Here is a 17,561-nt window from a genome sequence, read left to right as displayed (position 1 = left end):
TCACAAATCTGCCCCTAGGGTGAAGGAATGCGCAGCCGTCAGCCCGCCGTCCTCGCCCTTATCGGCGTGCTTGCGCTGTCCGCGTGCAGCCCCGCCGAGCCCGCCGCGCCGCCTCCGCCGCCGATGCATCCGGCACCGGGCGCGAACAGCGCGGGCGATCCGTATTTCCCGGAGGACGGCAACGGCGGGTACGACGCCCTCGACTACCACGTCGACGTCAGCTACGACCCGCCGAGCGGCCGTCTCGACGGCGACACCACGGTCTCCGCCAAAGCCACCCAAGACCTCAGCCGCTTCGACCTCGACCTGCGCGGGCTGGACGTCACCGCGGTGGAGATCGACGGGAAACCGGCGAAGTACAGCCGGGAAAAGAACAAGCTGGTGGTCACTCCGGCCGAGCCGCTGCGCTCAGGTTCGACGTTCCGGACGCGCGTGCACTATTCGGGTGTTCCGGCGAAAACCCCGCACGACGGCGGGTCGGAGAACGGCTGGGCCCGCTCCGAGGACGGCGGCGCGTACCTGGTCGGCGAACCGCATTCGGCGTCGTTCTGGTACCCGGTCAACGAAACCCCGCGCGACAAAGCGACCTTCACGCTGACCGCGCACGTGCCCACCGGCTGGACGGTGCTGTCCAACGGCAAGGAACAGGGCACCAGCGCCAAGGACGGCAAAACCACCACGACGTGGGCGGATCCGAATCCGGTGGCCAGCTACCTGACCACGATCGCGATCGACAGATTCACCGTGCAGCGGTCCACGCTGCCGGACGGCACGCCGATCGTTTCCGGTTACGCGCCCGGAGCCGAAGCCCGCGAGGCGACCGGCGACCGGCTGCCCGAGGTGATCTCGTTCCTGGAAAGCAAGTTCGGCCGGTACCCGCAGAGCGCGGCCGGCGGGATCTATCTCGACGAGAACATCCACTTCTCCCTGGAAACGCAAACCCGTCCCACTTATGCGAAATGGGCGGAAATCCTGACCTTGGTGCACGAGAACGCGCACCAGTGGTTCGGCGATTCGGTGTCGCTCAACTCGTGGGCGGACATCTGCCTGAACGAGTGCTTCGCGTCGTACGCGCAGTGGATGTGGGGCGAGCGAGAGGGCCAGAACCTGGACGACCGCTACCGCGCGGCCGTCGAAATCACCAAGGGCAGCACGGATTTCTGGGGCCAGAAGCTCGTCGACATGGGGCCGGAGCACCTGTTCGAGGGCGCGTACGACAAGGGCATCCTGGCCGTGCACGCACTCCGCCGGGAGCTAGGCGAACCCGCGTTCGAGAAGGTGCTGCACGAATGGGTGAGCCAGCACCGCAACAGCAACGCGACATGGGCGGGCTTCGAAAAACTCGTGTCGCAAGTCGCCGGGCGCGATTTGAGCGGCTTCCTCCAGGACTGGTTCCACGGGACGAAGCTGCCGTCGGACGCCGATCTCTACCCGGGTCCGCTGCGGCCGTGACTGCCCAGCAACGACCTGGTCAGGCTGCTGCGAGAGTCGTTCATCTCGGCCAGCGCCTCGCCTAGCTCGGCGTCGCCGACCCGCACTTCGTCGTCGGGCCGAAGCGCCAGCGCGCGCAGCGACGCCCGGCGGAGCAACTCCTTCATGAACGACGCCGTGACGCCATCCGTCGCCTCGACCACCGGTGCCAGATCAGCCGTCAACTCCAGGCCACGGGAGTACAGCCGCAGCAACGCTTCCCGGCCCGCGGCGTCCGGCAGCGGCACTTCCACCGCCAAGTCGACTCGGCCCGGCCGGTCTGCCAGCGCTTTCTCCAGACTGCTCGCGCGGTTGGTGGTGAGCAGGAAGGTGACGTCCGCGTCGCCGCCGACGCCGTCCATGGCGTCGAGCAGGCTGAACAGCAGCGGCGTCGGGCCGTGCGCCAGATCGCGGTCCTCGGCGATCAGGTCGACGTCCTCCAGCACCATGACGCTCGGCTGCAGCCGGCGCGCCAGCGACGCGGCCTTCGAGATGAACCGCATCGCGCTGCCGGTCAGGATCACCACCGTGCAGTCCGGGAGCTGGCCCATCAGGTACCGGACGGTGTGTGTTTTGCCGGTACCCGGCGGGCCGTGCAGCAACAGGCCGCGCTTCAGATGCTGACCCGCTGCGGCCAGCCGCGCGCCGTGTTCCGCGATGCCGAGGGTGTGCCGCTCGATCGCTTCCAGAATGCCGTCCGGCAGCACCACGTCTTCGCTGGTCAGGTCTGGCCTCGGCAGGAAGGTGACCAGCTCGTTGTTGCGGTGCTCGCTCAGGCCGAACGCGATCACCTGACCGCGCAGTACGTCATGCTCGGTCATCAGCTGCTCGATGCGGTCACGGGTCTCGGTAGCCGCGCGCCGGTCCGCGGCGATCACTTCTAGCCGACAGTTTGGCTGGCCGTACTGCGGATTGGTGCCGCGCACGCCGATGAGCACCTGGGTGCCGTCCGGCGCGGCCGTGCCGACCAGGCCGAGCTGGACGACGTCTGCCGCTTCGTCCGGGCCGACCGCGACGGTCGCGTAGTCCACCGAGCCCAGCTCGTAGTGGCCGTGCTGTTTGGCCGTGAACAGCATGCCGACCAGGTCCTCGTGACCGCGCAGCCCGCCCGCGATGCCGAACCAGTCGGTGCTGATCCCGACGTGCCCGAAACGGCGGGATCGCGTCGGCGTCCGACGGAGCTGCGTGCACGGCCCCCCGGGCCGGGTGCGTAGTTCCGTCGGACGCCGACCTAAAGGCGATCCCGCCCGCGCCGACGAAGTCGGCGCAATCAAACACTGTGAGCAGAGTGGCACGAACCGCTGGACCGGGCCAGCCGTAAGTACCCTGGGGTCATGGCAGTGGTCAAGATCAACGCAATCGAAGTCCCCGAAGGCGCCGGCCCGGAGCTGGAGAAGCGCTTCGCCGCGCGGCTGCACTCCGTTGACGACCAGGAGGGGTTCCTCGGCTTCGAGCTGCTCCGCCCGATCGCGGGCGAGACGCGCTACTTCGTGTACACGAAGTGGGAAACCGAGGAGCACTACCAGGCCTGGGCGAAGGGCCCGGCGCGCGAGGCGCACGCGGGCGAGCGCAAGAACCCGGTGTCGACCGGCGCGAACCTGCTGGAGTTCGAGGTCGTGCAGGCATCGAAGCCGGGTGAGTGACGAGCTCGCCCGCGCCGCCGAGCTGATCCGCGGTGCCGGCGCGCTGCTCGTGTGCGCCGGCGCCGGGATGGGCGTCGACAGCGGACTGCCCGATTTCCGTGGCGGGGAAGGGTTTTGGCGAGCCTATCCGCCGTACGCCGGGCTCGGGCTGCGGTTCGAAGAGCTGGCCGACCCGCAGCATTTCGCCTCGGATCCCGAACTGGCCTGGGGTTTTTACGGGCACCGGCTCGACCTGTACCGGAAAACTGTCCCGCACCGCGGGTTCGGCCTGCTGCTCGAACTCGGGCTGGCGAAATCCGGTGGCGTAAGGGTTTTCACGTCCAATGTGGACGGACAGTTCCAGGAGGCGGGGTTTCCGCACGTCGCCGAGGCGCACGGGTCGATCCATCACCTGCAATGCCTGGCCGGATGTTCACGGGAGATCTGGTCGGCGCAGGACTGCAAGGTCGAGATCGACGAGGCGACGATGCGCGCCCGCCCGCCGTTGCCGTCCTGTCCGCGCTGCGGCAGTCTCGCCCGGCCGAACATCCTGATGTTCGGGGATTTCGACTGGATCCCCGACCGCAGCCAGGAACAGCTGGACGAGCTAGCCGCTTGGCGTCGCGCGAACCGCGACGCGGTGGTGGTCGAAATCGGTGCCGGACAAGCGGTTCCGACGGTGCGGCGCTACTCCGAACTCGCCAGCGCGGCGACGGGTGCGCTGATCCGGATCAACCCGCGCGAACCGCGGATCCGGCACGGACGCGGGGTTTCGATCGCCGCCGGCGCGCTGGAGACGTTGGTCAAGCTCGTTTGAGTTCCAGCAAGGGGAACGGGCGGCCGTCGGAATCGGTCTCCTGCCTGCCGACCACCTCGAACCCGTGGTGCAGATAGAAACCGACTGCCTGCGGGTTCTGCTCGTTCACGTCCAGGGTGAGACCCGGATAGCGGTCCAGCGCCGCGCGCAGCAACGCCGTCCCGACCCCGCGTCCGCGGGAATCGTCGTGCACGAACAGCATTTCCAGCTTTCCCTCGGCGATTCCCGAGAAACCCACGGCGATTCCGTCGACCTCCGCCACCGTGAGCTCCACCTCAGGGAAGTAGAGCGGGACGCGCGTGGCGTAGTACTCGACGTCCGACGGGGCCAGAAAATCATGCGTCGCTTCGACGGCGCTGCGCCAGATCTCCAGCAGCCGCGGGTACTCGGCTTCCCCGCTGCTTGGCCGCAAGGTCGTCATGGCAGTTGCACCTCCGCGTAAACCGCCCGGTGATCGCTCCCGGGCACATCGAACACCTGGTAATCCCGGATCGCGACCCGGCGGTCCACCAGCACGTGGTCCAGCGACACGAGCGGAACCGACGACGTCGACCAGGTCGGGATCAACCCATCGCCGCGAGCCTCCGCCGCGTCGACATATCCGCGGGACAGCACCGTCCGGAGCGCGGCGTGGTCGAGAGTCGCGTTGAAATCGCCTGCCACCACACGCAGGCCGTGCTCGCCGATCGCGCGCGACAGGTCCCGCATCTCCTGCTCCCACTGGTAATACCCGGAATCCGGCGAAAGCGGATGCGCCGCCACGATCTCCAACGTCGTCCCACCGCCGAGATCGGCCGCCGCGCCGGGCTGCTTCTGCACTGAATCGCCAGTGTAATCCTCTTCGGCAAGCGGATAACGCGACACGATGCCGGAACCGTCCACACCGGACGCCGGATGCAGCACGCGATACGGCAGCGTCTGGAACAACCCGGCCTTCTCCAGCGCGGACATCGCGGCGGGCGTCATCTCCACCAGGTTCAGCACGTCGATCCGCTGTTCCCGGACCAGCCGCACGAGCGCCGCCGGATCGGCCTGGCCCAGGTACAGGTTCGCGGCCAGCACGCGCACCGTCTTCCCGTGCGCCGCGGGCTGCTCGTCCGACGCCACCCGCGGCGCGACGTACACCGCCAGCAGCGCGGACAACGCGAGCGCGACACCGCCGACCCACCACCGCCGCAGCACCAGCGCGAGCGCGGCGAGCAGCAAGCCGTAGATGACGATGTACGGCGTCAGCGCCAGCAGTGCGGTCAGATACCAGCTGCTGCCGTCCCAGCCGATCGTGCGCAGCACAGCCACCGCCAGCAGCGGCAGTCCGACCAGCACGAGCAGGCCCGTGACCAGCCGGGTTCGCGTCCGCGCCTCCATCACCATGATCGAAGAGTATGCCGGGCACGCGCTGACAGGTCCGTGTCAGCGCCGTGTGCGCGGCCTGCCAGCGGCTCCGTCCACTGTGTGCTGGAGCGACACAGGAGGAGGCGACAATGTCGCACGCGATCCAGGCCGAGGGCCTGGTCAAGCATTTCGGGGAGACGAAGGCGCTGGACGGGGTGGATCTCGAGGTCCCGTTCGGGAAGGTGGTCGGGGTGCTCGGGCCGAACGGCGCGGGCAAGACCACGGCGGTCCGCATCCTGGCGACCCTGCTGAAACCGGACGCGGGCCACGCCACGGTCGGGGGTTACGACGTGGTCCGGGACCCGGTCCGGGTGCGCGGCCTGATCGGGCTCACCGGGCAGTACGCGTCAGTGGACGAGGACCTGAGCGGCACCGAGAACCTGGTGCTGATCGGCAAGCTGCTGAACCTGTCCCGGGCCGACGCGCGGGTACGGGCGGCGGAGCTGCTGGAGCAGTTCGAGCTGACCGACGCGGCCAAGCGGCCGATCCGCACGTATTCCGGCGGCATGCGGCGCAGGCTCGACCTCGCCGCGAGCCTCGTCGGCCGTCCCGCCGTGCTGTACCTGGACGAGCCGACCACCGGGCTCGACCCGCACGCGCGCAACGAGGTGTGGGCGGTGGTCCGCAACCTCGTCGCCGACGGCGCGACGGTGCTGCTCACCACGCAGTACCTGGAGGAAGCCGACCAGCTGGCCGACCGGATCACCGTGTTCGACCACGGCCGCGTGGTCGCCGACGGCCGTGCCGACGAGCTGAAGCGGCGGGTCGGCGGGCAGACGCTGCAGGTGCGGCCGACGTCGCTGAGCGACCTCGACGAGGTCGACCGCATCCTGGCCGAACTCACCGGCGTCCGTCCGGTCCGCGACAACGCGACCGGGCTGCTGACCGCGCCGGTGGCCGACCCGGTGCTGCTGTCCACGCTCGTGCGCCGCCTCGACTCGGCAGGCATCACCTCCGACGAACTGGCGCTGCGCCTGCCCAGCCTCGACGAGGTGTTCCTGGCGTTGACCGGGCACGCCGCCGAGGAGCCGAAGCCGGACCGCGAACTCGAAGGGAGCCGGTCGTGACGACCGCAACCGCCGTGGCCCCGCCCCGGCACATCAGTCCTCTCCAGGGCACCAAGCACGCGTTTTCGCTTGCCTGGCGGGGAATCCTGAAGATCCGCAAGAACCCGGAACAGCTGGCCGACGTCACGCTGATGCCGATCATCTTCCTGCTGATGTTCACCTACCTGTTCGGCAACGCACTGGGCGGTTCGATCGAGAACTACCTCCAGTCGTTCGTGCCGGGCCTGATCGTGATGAACGTCCTGCAGGCGTCGCTGACGGTCGGCACACAGCTCAACACCGACATCACGAAGGGCGTCTTCGACCGCTTCCGGGCCATGCCGATCGCCCGTTCGGCCCCGTTGGTCGGGGCGGTGCTGGCCGACCTCGTGCGGTACGTGGTGTGCCTGGCGGTGCTGCTGACCGTGGCGACCGTGATGGGCTTCCGCGTGCAGACCGGTCCTGCCGAGTTCGTCGCCGCGATCCTGCTGGCGGTCGCGTTCGGCCTGTGCTTCTGCTGGGGTTCGGTGTTCGTCGGAATGCTGATGCGGTCCCCGGGCGCGGCGCAGGGCCTGATGCTCGTCTTCATCATGCCGCTGACGTTCGGCAGCAACGTGTTCCTCCCGACGGCCACGATGCCGGGCTGGCTGAAGGCCTGGGCGGACATCAGCCCGGTGAGCCTGATGTCCGACGTGATGCGCGGCCTGCTGAACGGCGGCTCGTACGGCGGTTCCCTGCTGGGCGCGCTGGCGTGGATGGCCGGGGCGGTCGTGGTGTTCTTCCCGCTCGCGACGTGGGCCTACCGCAAGCGGGTCTGAGGGCGTCCGGCACGGGGGTGTGGACGCTGTGGGGAGTGAGTGTCTGTGTCCGGGTTCCACAGCCGGGCACAGGCACTCACTTTTTTGTCGGCCGGGTCCAGGGCTGCCGATTTCGGCTGATAAAGCCGCGCATGACGTCGGCAGCGAGCCAATGACCTCGCTTCTCCGCCTCCTCGACGGCCGGTACGCCCTTGTGGCGACGGAGCGGGTCGGCTCCGCGGGCGAGGAGGAAGGCGGTGACGTCGACGTGCAGCGGTTCGCCGGTTTGGATGTGGCTGTCGACTTCGGCGTCGATAGCGTGCCGCAGCAGGGTCCAGCCGTCCCCGTTGTCGTCCTCGACGTCGTGCCCGGCGTCCAGGAGTTCCCGCAAGCGTGGCAGGTTTTCATGTTCGACGGCTTCGTGAGCTGCTGACCACATACCCGAGCCCTCCGTACGGTGCGGATGCCGCAGGTTCTCCCGCGACCGATTCAGCGCGGCTGTCGACCGGCCGCGAGGTGACCAGTCAACCGTTCCCAGTTCCCAGACCCGATAGCCGCCTTCTCTTCCTCCGCAAAGGGCGCCTTCTCAAGAAACGACCGCGCAACACCGCGGCTCGTGTCCAGGTAAGGAAAACCGCCGGGCCGGGTGCCGAACGTATACGGATAGTCGGTCGAGTACAGCATCCGTTCGGTCCCGACGACCTCGGCCGCCCAGCGCAGATAGCGTTCGCTGACTGTCCCGCTCCCCGCCACCCAGAAGTTCTGGCGGAAGTAATCGGCCAGCGGCTGCCGCAGCCCGGCCATCTCCTGCAGGAAGCCGACGTGGTCGAGGTAGAACAGGATCACCTCGCCCCAGTGCCCGGCGATCACCTGCAGTCCGGGATGCCGGTCGAACACCCCGGAGAAGATCATCCGCAGGTACTGCACGCCGAGGTCGTAGTACCAGCCGAGCCCGGCGGTCGCCAGCGCCGCGCCGACGCCGTTGGGCAGTCCCGAGTAGTACGCCTCCTGCACTGCCCGGACGGGAGCTTGCGGGTGGAAGTGCAGCGGGACGCGAAGTCGTTCGGCGGTTCCGTAGAGGTCGTCGAATTCCGGTGCGTCGGCCAGTTTTTCGCCAGTCCGGCCGTACAGCATCGCGCCGCGGAAGCCGAGGGTCACCGCGCGCTCCAGTTCCTCGGCGGCGGCTTCGGGCGAGGACGTCGGGAGGGTGGCGAAGGCCTGGAACCGCTCGGGGTTCGCGGCGACGATCTCGGCGAGCGCGTCGTTGGCCTCGCGCGCGACGGGCACGGCGTCGGCCGCCGGAAGGTTCTGCACCCCGGGCGTGGACAGGGACAGCACCGCGACGTCGATGCCCTGTTCATCCATGTCGGCGAGACGTCCGTCGCCGACCTCGCGCAGCCGCCGGGAGACTGGGTGGTCGTCGGGGTAGCCGTGCGGCTGGACCCCGGCCTTCGCCCAGGCGTCGGACAGGACGGGCAGGAGCACGTGTTCTTCAAGGGCGACGATACGCAGTCTTCCGGGCATGACAGCTCCTCCGGGTTCCAGTGATACCGATATCAGCGTATCACTGGAAATATCACCGGAATCGAGTTCGCGCTATCATCGATAACACCTACCTGCGTTCCGCCAGAACCTCCTCGATCGCTGCGGCCCGGTCCATCCGCGCGGTCTCGGCGACGAACGCCTCGTACCGCTCCGCGCCCAGCTCGCTGGTCAGCTTCTCGATCAGCTCCCGGACCTCCGGGCTCCCCAGATCGAACCGGCCCCGCACCACCGCGCTCAGCGCCAGCATCCGCGCGGACGCCTCCAGCCGGCCCTGCCGGTACCGGATCCGCGCCAGCAGCTCGACCATGCTGGCCAGATCAGGCATGTCGAATCGCCCGGCCGCCCGCTCGATCACCGCGAACACCGGCTGTTCCGCTTCGTCCGGGCGACCCTCGGCGAGCAGCAGCCCGGCTTCGATGGCGCCGAGCCATTCCGCCTCGAAGCCCTCCGGCGCCGGCCAGTCCGCCGGTGCCGACCTCATTTCCTGGAACACCTCGCGCGCCTTGGCCACGTTGCCCTCACGGATCAGCAACTCGGCGCGGCCGAGCAGCACGATCAGGCGCAACCCGTTGCTGCCGCCGGAAGACGCGTACCGTTCCGCGGCCTCCATGTCCCGCCACGCGCCTTCTTGGTCCCCCGCACGCGAACGTTCGACCGCCAGCCGCCACCACTGCTGCACGATGTCGTCACGGGACCGCAGCTCCATCACCAGCCGCAGCCCCTCGGTGTACCCCGCGATCGCCGCCTCGTGGTCGCCGGCCTGCGATTGCGCGGCGGCCCGGAAACCGTGCGTCATGCCGAGCCCCCAGCGGTCGCCGACTTCGGCGAAGCCTTGGTGGGCAAGGTCTCGCGCCCGGTCCGCGCCTTCGAGATCGCCCATGTCGCCGAGCACGAAGCTCTCCGCCCAGCGCCCGGCGGCGCGGCTCCAGGCGTCGTCCCGTTCGACAGCCCGGCGGATTTCGCGTTTCGCCAGGTCCCGCTCGCCGTTGAGGTAAGCCACTATCGGCAACCCCACCCACAGCCACGGAGTACGTTCCGCCGCACCGGTCCGGACGCATTCGTCGACCAGCTCGGGCACGTTCACCTTCTCGCGCGGACCGGACATGGCCAGCATCAGCACCTGGCTCAACCGCAGGCTCGCCGCCGTGTCCGGCGGCAGTTTGCCGCCCAGTTCGAGCACCTCGTCCACGAACAGTGCGGCACGCTCGTTCAAGCCGACGATGTTGAGATACCAGAACAGCCCGAACAGCAGCCGCGCCGCCGATTCCGCGGCCTCCGTCTCGATCGCCGCCCGCAACGCGGAGGTGAAGTTGTCGCTGTCCTGCTCGTAGACATCGATCGCCTGGAGCTGATCCCGCCCGCGCAGCAGCGGTTCGTTGCGGACGGCCAGTTCCGCGTAATAGGCGACCATCGCCGCCCGCATCCGCTCCCGCTCGCCGGATTCGGCGAGCCGCTCGCTCGCGTAGGCGCGCAAGGTTTCCAGCAGGCGGTACCGCGTGCCTACTACGTCCACAATGGACTTCTCGACCAGCGATCCCAGCACGTAGACGATGTCACCGGCTGCCAGCTCGTCGTCCGCGCAGACGTTTTCCACCGCCTCCTCGGAAAAACTCGCCGCGAACACCGCGAGCCTGCGAGCGAGCCGGACCTCGGCCTCGCTCAGCAGGTCCCAGCTCCACTCCACCACGGCACGCAGCGTGCGCTGCCGGGGCAACGCCGTCCGGCTGCCGGAGGTGAGCAGCCGGAACCGGTCGTCGAGGCGTTCGGCGATCTGCTCGGCGGTCATCGACCGCAACCGCGCGGCGGCCAGTTCGAGCGCGAGCGGCATTCCGTCGAGCCGACGGCAGATCTGCCGCACCGTGTCCACTGTGGACTCGTCGAGCCGGAATCCCGGCCGTACCGCCGTCGCGCGGTCGAGGAACAGCCGGACGGAATCGAGCGTGCCGACGTCCGCGGGCGACGCGGTTTCGTCCGGCACCGGCAACGGACCGAGCGGGCACAACGCTTCCCCGGTGATCGCCAGCGGTTCGCGGCTCGTGGCGAGCACTCGCAGCGCGGGCAGCCGACGCAGCAAATTCTCGGCCAGCTCCGCAGCGGTGTCCACAATGTGCTCGCAATTGTCCAGCACCAGCAACGCTTCCGCGCCGCTGAGCGCCTCGACCGCGTGCTCGAACGGATCGACCTGCCGACGCCGGACCTCGGTTTCCGTGGTCCTGAGGTCGCGCACCTCCAACGCGTTGAGCAGCGCGGACAACACGTCTTCGGCGTCCCGCACGCCAGCCAGCGGCACGAACCACACCAGGCCGCGCGAGTACGCCGGGTGCCGCGAAGCCGCTTCCGTGGACAGCCGCGTCTTGCCAGCGCCGCCGGGACCGACGAGCGTGACCAGCCGGGAGCCTTCGAGCAACTCGGCCAGCAGCTTCAGCTCGTCGGTGCGGCCGATGAAGCTGGTCAGCCGCGGCGGCAGCCGGTCGACCACCGCGGCGACCGGCGTGTACTCGCCGCGCAGCGCACGCAGGTGCACTTCCTGCAGTTCGGCCGACGGGTCCACGCCCAGCTCGTCGGCCAGCGTCGTACGGATCGCGGAGTACGCGGCGAGTGCGTCAGCCTGTCGTCCAGCGGCGGAAAGCGCACGGATTCGCAAGCCAGCCAACCGTTCCCGCAGCGGATTCGCCTGCGCGGCAGCGGTGAGTTCCGCGAGCACGTCCGCGTGCCGGCCCAGCCGCAACTCGGCTTCGAACCAGTCTTCGGTGGTTTCTGCGCGCCGCTCCTCCAGCAGCGTCGCGGGCGCGGCAGCGAACGGGGCGTCCAGCACGTCCGCGAGTGCCGGTCCGCGCCACAACGCGAGCGCGGCAGCGAGCGATTCGACGGCAGTACCGTCCCGGCCAGCGGCAAGCTCCCGGCGTCCCTCGGCGGACAACTGCTCGAACCGGTGGAGGTCCACCGCTTCCGGCGGCACCGCGAGCCGGTAACCGCCGTTGACAGACTCCAATTCCGCCCCCGCGGGCCGAAGCGCGCGACGCAGCCGCGAGACGAGCGACTGAAGCGCATTCGCGGCGTCCGCCGGTGGTTCAGCACCCCACAGACCGTCGATCAGCGCCTCGGCGGAAACCGCGCGACCGGCGTCGAGCGCGAGCCGCGAAAGGAGCATGCGAAGGCGGGCTCCGCCGATGTCGATCGGCGTGCCGTCCTCCCCCTCCGCCCGCAGCGGGCCCAGCAGCGCGACGCGCATGACGTCCAGCTTTCCAGACAACAGTCCGCTCGTGTCGGGGCCCGACGTAAGTGTGGACTATTGGGACATTCTGCCGCCTAGCGGTTACTGCGTGCCTTCTCGGCGCTACGTTGCGGAGGATTCACACGCAGACACAGGAGCGCCCATGAGAGCACTGCACCGCTGGCGTCGCCCGGCAGTGACCGTCGCAGCCACCCTCACCGCATTGACGCTCGGCACGGGAATCGCGTCGGCCGGACCGGGCGGCTGGGATCAGCCAACGCCCGGTTCAGACGGCGCCGGAGACAGCTACTACCCGCAGGACGGCAACGGCGGGTACGAGGTCTCCGACTACGACCTCAAGATCAACTACGCGCCGGGCAGCCACCAGCTCACCGGCCTCCAGACGGTCCACGCGAAGGCGACCCAGTCGCTCAGTTCGTTCGACCTCGACCTCCGCGGCCTCACCGTCGACTCGGTCAAGGTCAACGGCGTGCCGGCGAAGTTCACCCGCACCGGCGACCACGAACTCGTGATCACGCCGAAGTCGCCGCTGTGGAAGGACCTTCCGTTCACCGCCGAGGTCGCCTACCACGGCGTTCCGGTGGCGATCAACGACCCGAACCTCGGCAAGAACGGCTGGCAGTTCACCAAGTCCGGCGGCGCGTTCGCGGCGGGCGAGCCGAGGTCGGCCACCACCTGGTACCCGGTCAACGACACCCCGCGCAACAAGGCGCGGTTCCGGCTGTCGATCACCGTCCCGAGCGAATGGGGCGTAATCGCGAACGGCCGCGAGGTCGGTTCGTACCGGACGCGGGCGGGCACCACGCACGTCTGGGCGGAGGAAACCCCGACCGCGTCGTACATGACCACGGTCGCGATCGACAAGTGGACCTTCAACAAACGCCAGCGCGCGGACGGCACCCCGATCGTCAGCGCGTACGCGCCGGGTACCACGGACGCCACGAAGCAGGCCGACGCGCAGTTGCCGGAGGTCATCGACTTTCTCGAATCGAAGTTCGGCAAGTACCCGGTGGACGCCGCGGGCGGCATCTACCTGACTGAGCCGATCGGGTTCTCGCTCGAGACGATGAGCCGGCCGATCTACTCCGGCCGCGCCGGAAACATCGGCACGATCGTGCACGAGAACGCGCACCAGTGGTGGGGCGACACCGTGGCCGTCGACCACTGGAAGGACGTGTGCCTCAACGAATGCTTCGCGTCCTACGCGACCTGGCTGTGGGGTCAGGCGAAGAACGGCGAAGACCTCGACGCCACTTACCTGAACGAGGTCGCGTCGGCGAGCGACGCGTTCTGGAACGGCAAGCTGTACGACATGGGTCCCGGCCACGAGTTCACTTATGTGTACTCGAAGGGCCCGGTCATGCTGCACGCGCTCAGCAAGTACATGGGACAGGCCGCGTTCGACCAGGTGCTGAAGACCTGGAACTCCGAGCACCACGACGGAAACGCGAGCATGCAGGAGTTCCAGAAGTACTGTGAGAAGGTGTCCAACATGGACTTGCAGGGCTTCTTCGACGCGTGGATCTACGGCAACGGCAAGCCGTCTGACGAATATCTCTACCCGGGCGACCTGAAGCCGGCCGCCAAGTGACAGTTCTGCTGACCGGGTTCGCGCCGTTCGCCGGAGCGGCGACGAATCCTTCTTGGCAGGCAGCTTCGCTGGCAGCGGCGCGGCGGACGGACACGGTGGCGGTAGAGCTGCCGTGCGAGTTCGACGCGTCGCTGCCGGCGCTGCGCGCCGCGATTTCCGCGCACCGGCCGGAACTGGTCGTCTGCGCCGGACTGGCCGGCGGGCGCGAGCACGTCACGCCGGAACGAGTGGCGATCAACCTGATCGACGCCCGGATCCCGGACAACGCCGGCGCGCAGCCCATCGACGTGCCAGTGGTCGCGGGCGGGCCGTCCGCGTACTTCACCACGCTGCCGGTGAAAGCGGCGGTCGCGGCGATCGAGTCGGCGGGCCTGCCCGCGGCCGTGTCGTACACCGCCGGGACGTATGTGTGCAATCAAGTCTTCTACGGCCTGATGCACCTGATCGCGACGGAATTTCCCGGACTGCGCGGCGGTTTCGTGCACGTTCCGGAGGAAGCCCGGCTGCCGCTGGACTCGACCGCGCGAGCGCTCGAGATCGTGGTGGACACCGCGCTGACCGTGCGCAAGGACGCAGCGACCTCGGCCGGGACCCTGCACTGAGCTTTACTCGCCGGGCTGGACGGTCTGCTCGAAGAACTGCACGAGATCCCGCGGCTTGCGGCTCGTATGCGACGGGCTGGTGTCCATCACCGTGCCGACCACGGGGATGCCGTAGGCCTGGTAGATCAGCAGACCCAGCTTCGGCCCGACACCCGCGACGTAACGACCGCTCAGCCCGGTGCGGGTGCGCCAGGTGTCGGTCTCGATGCGGCCGGTCATGTCCTTGCGCGCACCCGGCTCGACCTGAGCGAGAGTAAGCCCCTCGTGGAACGCGACGGTGGTCTTGTCCGGGAAGCGGCACAGCGCCGTGCGCAGCGCACCTAGGGCTTTCGCCAGCTCCGGGTCGTCTGCGCAGGTGGCGCGAGTTTGGATGGTCGGACCGGCCAGGCGGCGGATGCACTTCGTGAGGCCGTTTTCGCCGGGGAGCGCTGGCTGCGAATCGGCGCAGGCCGTTGTGCCAGGCGGGTTTACTGGCTGATTCGCCGCGGGTTTGTCGTCGCCGCGAGTGGCGAGGACCGCAGTCACGATTCCGGCGACAACGAGCACCGTCAAGGCGATCGCACCTATTACGACAGGTTTGCGGGACTTCTTCTTCTGCGGTTGCTGCCATCCAGGCGGCGGCATTGGCGCAGGCGGCCGCTGAACTGGGCCAGGCTGTTGCTGGACGGGCGGCCACGCCGCCGGTGCGGGCATTGGCGCCGCTGGCCTCGGCACCGCCGGACGCTCGTCCACCGGGACGTGATGCAACCCGAACGCGACCGCCGTCTCCGGCTGATCCTCCGTGGTCGGCACCACGCCAAGCGTCGACCCGACCAGCGAGGCCAGCAACGGCATCCGGCTGGGCCCGCCGACCAGATACACACCGCCGAGCCGATCCGGCGAAAGCCCGGCCCGCGCGATCGTCGCCGCGAGCATTTCCGCACTGCGCAACAGATTCGGCCGGACTAACGCTTCCAATTCGGCACGGGTGACCAGAACGTCGCCGAACGGGTCCGGCATCGGCACCTCAGTGTGCGCATGCCGGGAAAGACTCTCCTTGGCGTCGCGGACGTCCTGGAGCAACACCCGCTGCAACCGCCGGTCGCTGGTCGTCTGCGGACGGAGAAGCCGTTGCCACTGCGCCGGATCCGCGTGCGACACCGACCGTCCAATATGGACCAAAAGGGCTTGGTCGATGTCCAGGCTGCCGAGATCCGGCAACCCGTCCTCCGCCAGGACAGTGGTGCCCGCCCCGACGACCGCGCAGTCGAACGTGCCCGCGCCAAGGTCGTACACCGCGATCGGCCCGGCAGGCGCACCCTGCTCACGCAGAGTCGCGTAGTGCGCGGCCGCCGCGACCGGCTCCGGCACCAGCCGCACCTGGACGAACCCAGCTTTGCCCGCAGCCGCGCGAAGAGTCTGCTGCCGCTGCGCGCCCCATCCGGCCGGATGCGACAACCGCACCTCGTCCGGCACCCCGGAAAGCTGCCGCTCGGCCTCCTCGCCCATCCGCCGCAGCACCGCGGCGAAAGCGTCGACCACCGGCACCGCCCGATCGCCGAGCAGAAGCTCGCCGTCGTCGATCCGCCGCTTGGGATTCGGCTCGAACCGGCTGGGATCCAGCCGAGCCCGCCGCTCCGCGTCCTGCCCGACGACGAGCCGCCCGTCCTCCTCCGCGTAAACCGCGGAAGACATCGTGACCGACCCGTCGACCTCAATCGCCCGCGGCCCGCGCCCAAAGGCCGCCAAGACGCCAACGGTGCTGGAAGTGCCGAAGTCGATCGACAGGACGTCCACGCAGTTCCCCTCCCCAAAGCCCCGTCGCATCGTCTCACGAGCGCTGGTGACAGATAGCGGAGAGACCATGACGCCGCCCACCGCCGCGAGATCGTCGCGGTTCGCGACCCGGTGCGCACAGCAGGAGGCCCACGCCGCCGCGGAACTGATCGCCGAAGCAGGTGGCCAAGTCACCCTCGGCGGCGTTGAACTGGGAGACGAGGTCCGCGATCTGCTGCGTCAGATCATCGCCATCGTGGCCGAGGGCGGAACGGTGACGGTCGGCGCGATGCCGGAGATCATCACCACGACCGTGGCAGACGACGTCCTCGCCTTCCGCCGGGAACGGCTGCGCAAGCAACGAGACGCGTTGAACGAACTGCTCGCGATCGAAGACCGGTTCGGCGTGGAATAGTCAGAATCGAACCGCATTGCGGCACCTTTGCGGAATCCTGGCCCCACCGGAACCGAGCTCACCAAAATCCACGCAGCGGCGGTCACCGGATCGATGGATTGCGTTGTCAGCCTCTGCCGCGAGATCGCCCTCGACCTCGAATAGCCGTGCCCTACCCCGCGAAAACCCCCGCCGGAAACGGCGTCTCCCGATCCTCCAGTAGCCGTCCGTAAAAGCCGTTCATCTCCACCGCCGCCGACGCGTGCCGGGACACCACCTCGGCGATCGGCGAGGGCAGCGCCAGCCCACCGGCCGCCGCCTTGCGTACCGCGGCCAGCCGGCTCTCGCGGTCCCGCGTGCCGCATACCTCGGTCACCAGCCAGTTCACCAAATACATCGACCCATAAGCCCGGTCATGCTCCGCGTTCAACTCCGCGAACGCCAGCTCCTCTTCAGTCAGGTCGAACCGGTGCGCGAACGCCAGGCCGAAATCGGTCAGCACAAACCGATCGCCGTCGGTCAGGAAGTTTTCGAAGTGGTTGTCGAAGTGCAAGACGCCCTGTGCCCGAAGGAACGAGAGCGTATCGGCAATCTGCGCCACCACACGTTCAACCTCCGGCAAATGCCCCGGCAGCCAACGGTGCAAATTAGTCGGAAAATACTCGCAGAAAAAAACGACGCTCGACGAAGCGTCCCGCAGTTCCGTGAGCCGCCGCCGAACCGAAGCAGAGCCGCCCCAGTACTCGACGTCTTCCTCCAAAGGACGATCCGGCACCCGGCCCGCTAAGACCGGCAGCACTCGCCAGTGGTGCAGCAACGGGAAGTTCTCGCACTCACCACTGAGGACCCAGCCGTTCGCCATGACGTGCAGCGCGAGCTCTCGCCACGCCGAACCCTCCGGCGAACCCAAGCCGTAATGGCAAAAGGCAGGCAGGCCATAGAGATTGGCAGTGGAATGCGGATGCTGCCGCTCCAGCTCGGTGAGCGGCACCCGCTTCGCGAATACCGGCACCCCGTCGACGTCCAGCCGGGCACCGGTGCCGCCGATTCCCTCGGACAGCACCTCGGCGGACTCCAGCCGCTCAATCAGCTGACGGTCGCTCAGCAGCGAAAGCGCGGTGCTCGCCGCCGCGTGCCGCGAAATTCTCGAAGACCCCATAACCCGACAATAGAGAAAAGGGCGGCTCCCGGGTGGGAGCCGCCCCTTCCACACGTTTTACCACAAGCGCGCCGGCGGCCGGGGTTTCCCCCGCCCCAAGCTGAAACAGCGGCGGGGGGGCACCGCGCTCAGTCGG

At 68.6% G+C, this 17,561-nt stretch carries 16 protein-coding genes; 9 read left to right on the top strand and 7 right to left on the bottom strand.

Annotation, left to right across the window (positions count from 1 at the left end; translation table 11 throughout):
* Nucleotides 1-27: 27 nt before the first annotated feature.
* Nucleotides 28-1,452: a M1 family metallopeptidase gene (locus ACWGIC_RS11205; RefSeq protein WP_452075754.1), complete on the top strand. Its 1,425-nt coding sequence runs from the start codon at nucleotides 28-30 to the stop codon at nucleotides 1,450-1,452.
* On the opposite strand, the gene ACWGIC_RS11200 is transcribed toward ACWGIC_RS11205, so the two are convergent.
* Nucleotides 1,428-2,546 carry an AAA family ATPase gene (locus tag ACWGIC_RS11200; protein ID WP_452075753.1) on the bottom strand — a complete coding sequence of 373 codons (1,119 nt, stop codon included), beginning with the start codon at nucleotides 2,544-2,546 and terminating at the stop codon, nucleotides 1,428-1,430. The two genes, ACWGIC_RS11205 and ACWGIC_RS11200, sit on opposite strands and share 25 nt — an antisense overlap.
* Before the next feature lie 258 nt (nucleotides 2,547-2,804).
* On the opposite strand from ACWGIC_RS11200, the gene ACWGIC_RS11195 reads away from it, so the two are divergent.
* Together ACWGIC_RS11195 and ACWGIC_RS11190 are read left to right on the top strand one after the other, a co-directional pair.
* Complete coding sequence (locus ACWGIC_RS11195) at nucleotides 2,805-3,113, top strand: antibiotic biosynthesis monooxygenase family protein (protein WP_452075752.1); 309 nt, start codon at nucleotides 2,805-2,807, stop codon at nucleotides 3,111-3,113.
* Entirely contained in the window at nucleotides 3,106-3,909 is an 804-nt protein-coding gene (locus ACWGIC_RS11190) for an SIR2 family NAD-dependent protein deacylase (protein WP_452075751.1), read from the top strand. The genes ACWGIC_RS11195 and ACWGIC_RS11190 overlap by 8 nt, the downstream gene beginning before the upstream one ends.
* On the opposite strand, the gene ACWGIC_RS11185 is transcribed toward ACWGIC_RS11190, so the two are convergent.
* Together ACWGIC_RS11185 and ACWGIC_RS11180 are read right to left on the bottom strand one after the other, a co-directional pair.
* Nucleotides 3,896-4,330 (bottom strand): acetyltransferase, encoded by a 435-nt coding sequence (locus ACWGIC_RS11185; protein ID WP_452075750.1) that lies wholly within the window; start codon nucleotides 4,328-4,330, stop codon nucleotides 3,896-3,898. The genes ACWGIC_RS11190 and ACWGIC_RS11185 overlap by 14 nt on opposite strands.
* Nucleotides 4,327-5,280: an endonuclease/exonuclease/phosphatase family protein gene (locus tag ACWGIC_RS11180; RefSeq protein WP_452075749.1), complete on the bottom strand. Its 954-nt coding sequence runs from the start codon at nucleotides 5,278-5,280 to the stop codon at nucleotides 4,327-4,329. The genes ACWGIC_RS11185 and ACWGIC_RS11180 overlap by 4 nt, the downstream gene beginning before the upstream one ends.
* Nucleotides 5,281-5,390: 110 nt before the next feature.
* On the opposite strand from ACWGIC_RS11180, the gene ACWGIC_RS11175 reads away from it, so the two are divergent.
* The 3 genes from ACWGIC_RS11175 to ACWGIC_RS11165 all read left to right on the top strand — a co-directional run bounded on the left by ACWGIC_RS11175 (nucleotide 5,391) and on the right by ACWGIC_RS11165 (nucleotide 7,577).
* On the top strand, nucleotides 5,391-6,368 hold the full coding sequence (locus ACWGIC_RS11175) for an ATP-binding cassette domain-containing protein (protein WP_452075748.1): 978 nt from the start codon (nucleotides 5,391-5,393) through the stop codon (nucleotides 6,366-6,368).
* Complete coding sequence (locus ACWGIC_RS11170; RefSeq protein ID WP_452075747.1) at nucleotides 6,365-7,165, top strand: ABC transporter permease; 801 nt, start codon at nucleotides 6,365-6,367, stop codon at nucleotides 7,163-7,165. The genes ACWGIC_RS11175 and ACWGIC_RS11170 overlap by 4 nt, the downstream gene beginning before the upstream one ends.
* A 151-nt stretch (nucleotides 7,166-7,316) precedes the next feature.
* Nucleotides 7,317-7,577, top strand: coding sequence for a hypothetical protein (locus tag ACWGIC_RS11165; protein ID WP_452075746.1), 261 nt, complete (start codon nucleotides 7,317-7,319; stop codon nucleotides 7,575-7,577).
* Between the two features lie 56 nt (nucleotides 7,578-7,633).
* On the opposite strand, the gene ACWGIC_RS11160 is transcribed toward ACWGIC_RS11165, so the two are convergent.
* Nucleotides 7,634-8,668, bottom strand: coding sequence for an amidohydrolase family protein (locus tag ACWGIC_RS11160; RefSeq protein ID WP_452075745.1), 1,035 nt, complete (start codon nucleotides 8,666-8,668; stop codon nucleotides 7,634-7,636).
* 88 nt (nucleotides 8,669-8,756) lie between these two features.
* Complete coding sequence (locus tag ACWGIC_RS11155; RefSeq protein WP_452075862.1) at nucleotides 8,757-11,921, bottom strand: BTAD domain-containing putative transcriptional regulator; 3,165 nt, start codon at nucleotides 11,919-11,921, stop codon at nucleotides 8,757-8,759.
* A gap of 145 nt (nucleotides 11,922-12,066) precedes the next feature.
* On the opposite strand from ACWGIC_RS11155, the gene ACWGIC_RS11150 reads away from it, so the two are divergent.
* Entirely contained in the window at nucleotides 12,067-13,515 is a 1,449-nt protein-coding gene (locus ACWGIC_RS11150; RefSeq protein WP_452075744.1) for a M1 family metallopeptidase, read from the top strand.
* On the top strand, nucleotides 13,512-14,117 hold the full coding sequence (gene pcp, locus ACWGIC_RS11145; RefSeq protein WP_452075743.1) for a pyroglutamyl-peptidase I: 606 nt from the start codon (nucleotides 13,512-13,514) through the stop codon (nucleotides 14,115-14,117). Before ACWGIC_RS11150 ends, pcp begins: the two co-directional genes overlap by 4 nt.
* Nucleotides 14,118-14,120: 3 nt before the next feature.
* Here pcp and ACWGIC_RS11140 read toward each other — a convergent pair whose 3' ends face one another.
* On the bottom strand, nucleotides 14,121-15,893 hold the full coding sequence (locus ACWGIC_RS11140) for an Hsp70 family protein (protein WP_452075742.1): 1,773 nt from the start codon (nucleotides 15,891-15,893) through the stop codon (nucleotides 14,121-14,123).
* A gap of 67 nt (nucleotides 15,894-15,960) precedes the next feature.
* Here ACWGIC_RS11140 and ACWGIC_RS11135 point away from each other — a divergent pair, with 67 nt between their 5' ends.
* Nucleotides 15,961-16,287, top strand: a complete 327-nt coding sequence (locus ACWGIC_RS11135) for a hypothetical protein (RefSeq protein ID WP_452075741.1) — start codon at nucleotides 15,961-15,963, stop codon at nucleotides 16,285-16,287.
* Between the two features lie 151 nt (nucleotides 16,288-16,438).
* Here the strand turns inward: ACWGIC_RS11135 and ACWGIC_RS11130 are convergent, their stop codons facing one another.
* Nucleotides 16,439-17,425: a hypothetical protein gene (locus ACWGIC_RS11130; RefSeq protein WP_452075740.1), complete on the bottom strand. Its 987-nt coding sequence runs from the start codon at nucleotides 17,423-17,425 to the stop codon at nucleotides 16,439-16,441.
* Between the last annotated feature and the right edge of the window lie 136 nt (nucleotides 17,426-17,561).

It is taken from the genome of Amycolatopsis sp. NPDC054798 (genome assembly GCF_053611505.1).
This window is presented reverse-complemented; position numbering and strand designations above follow the sequence as displayed.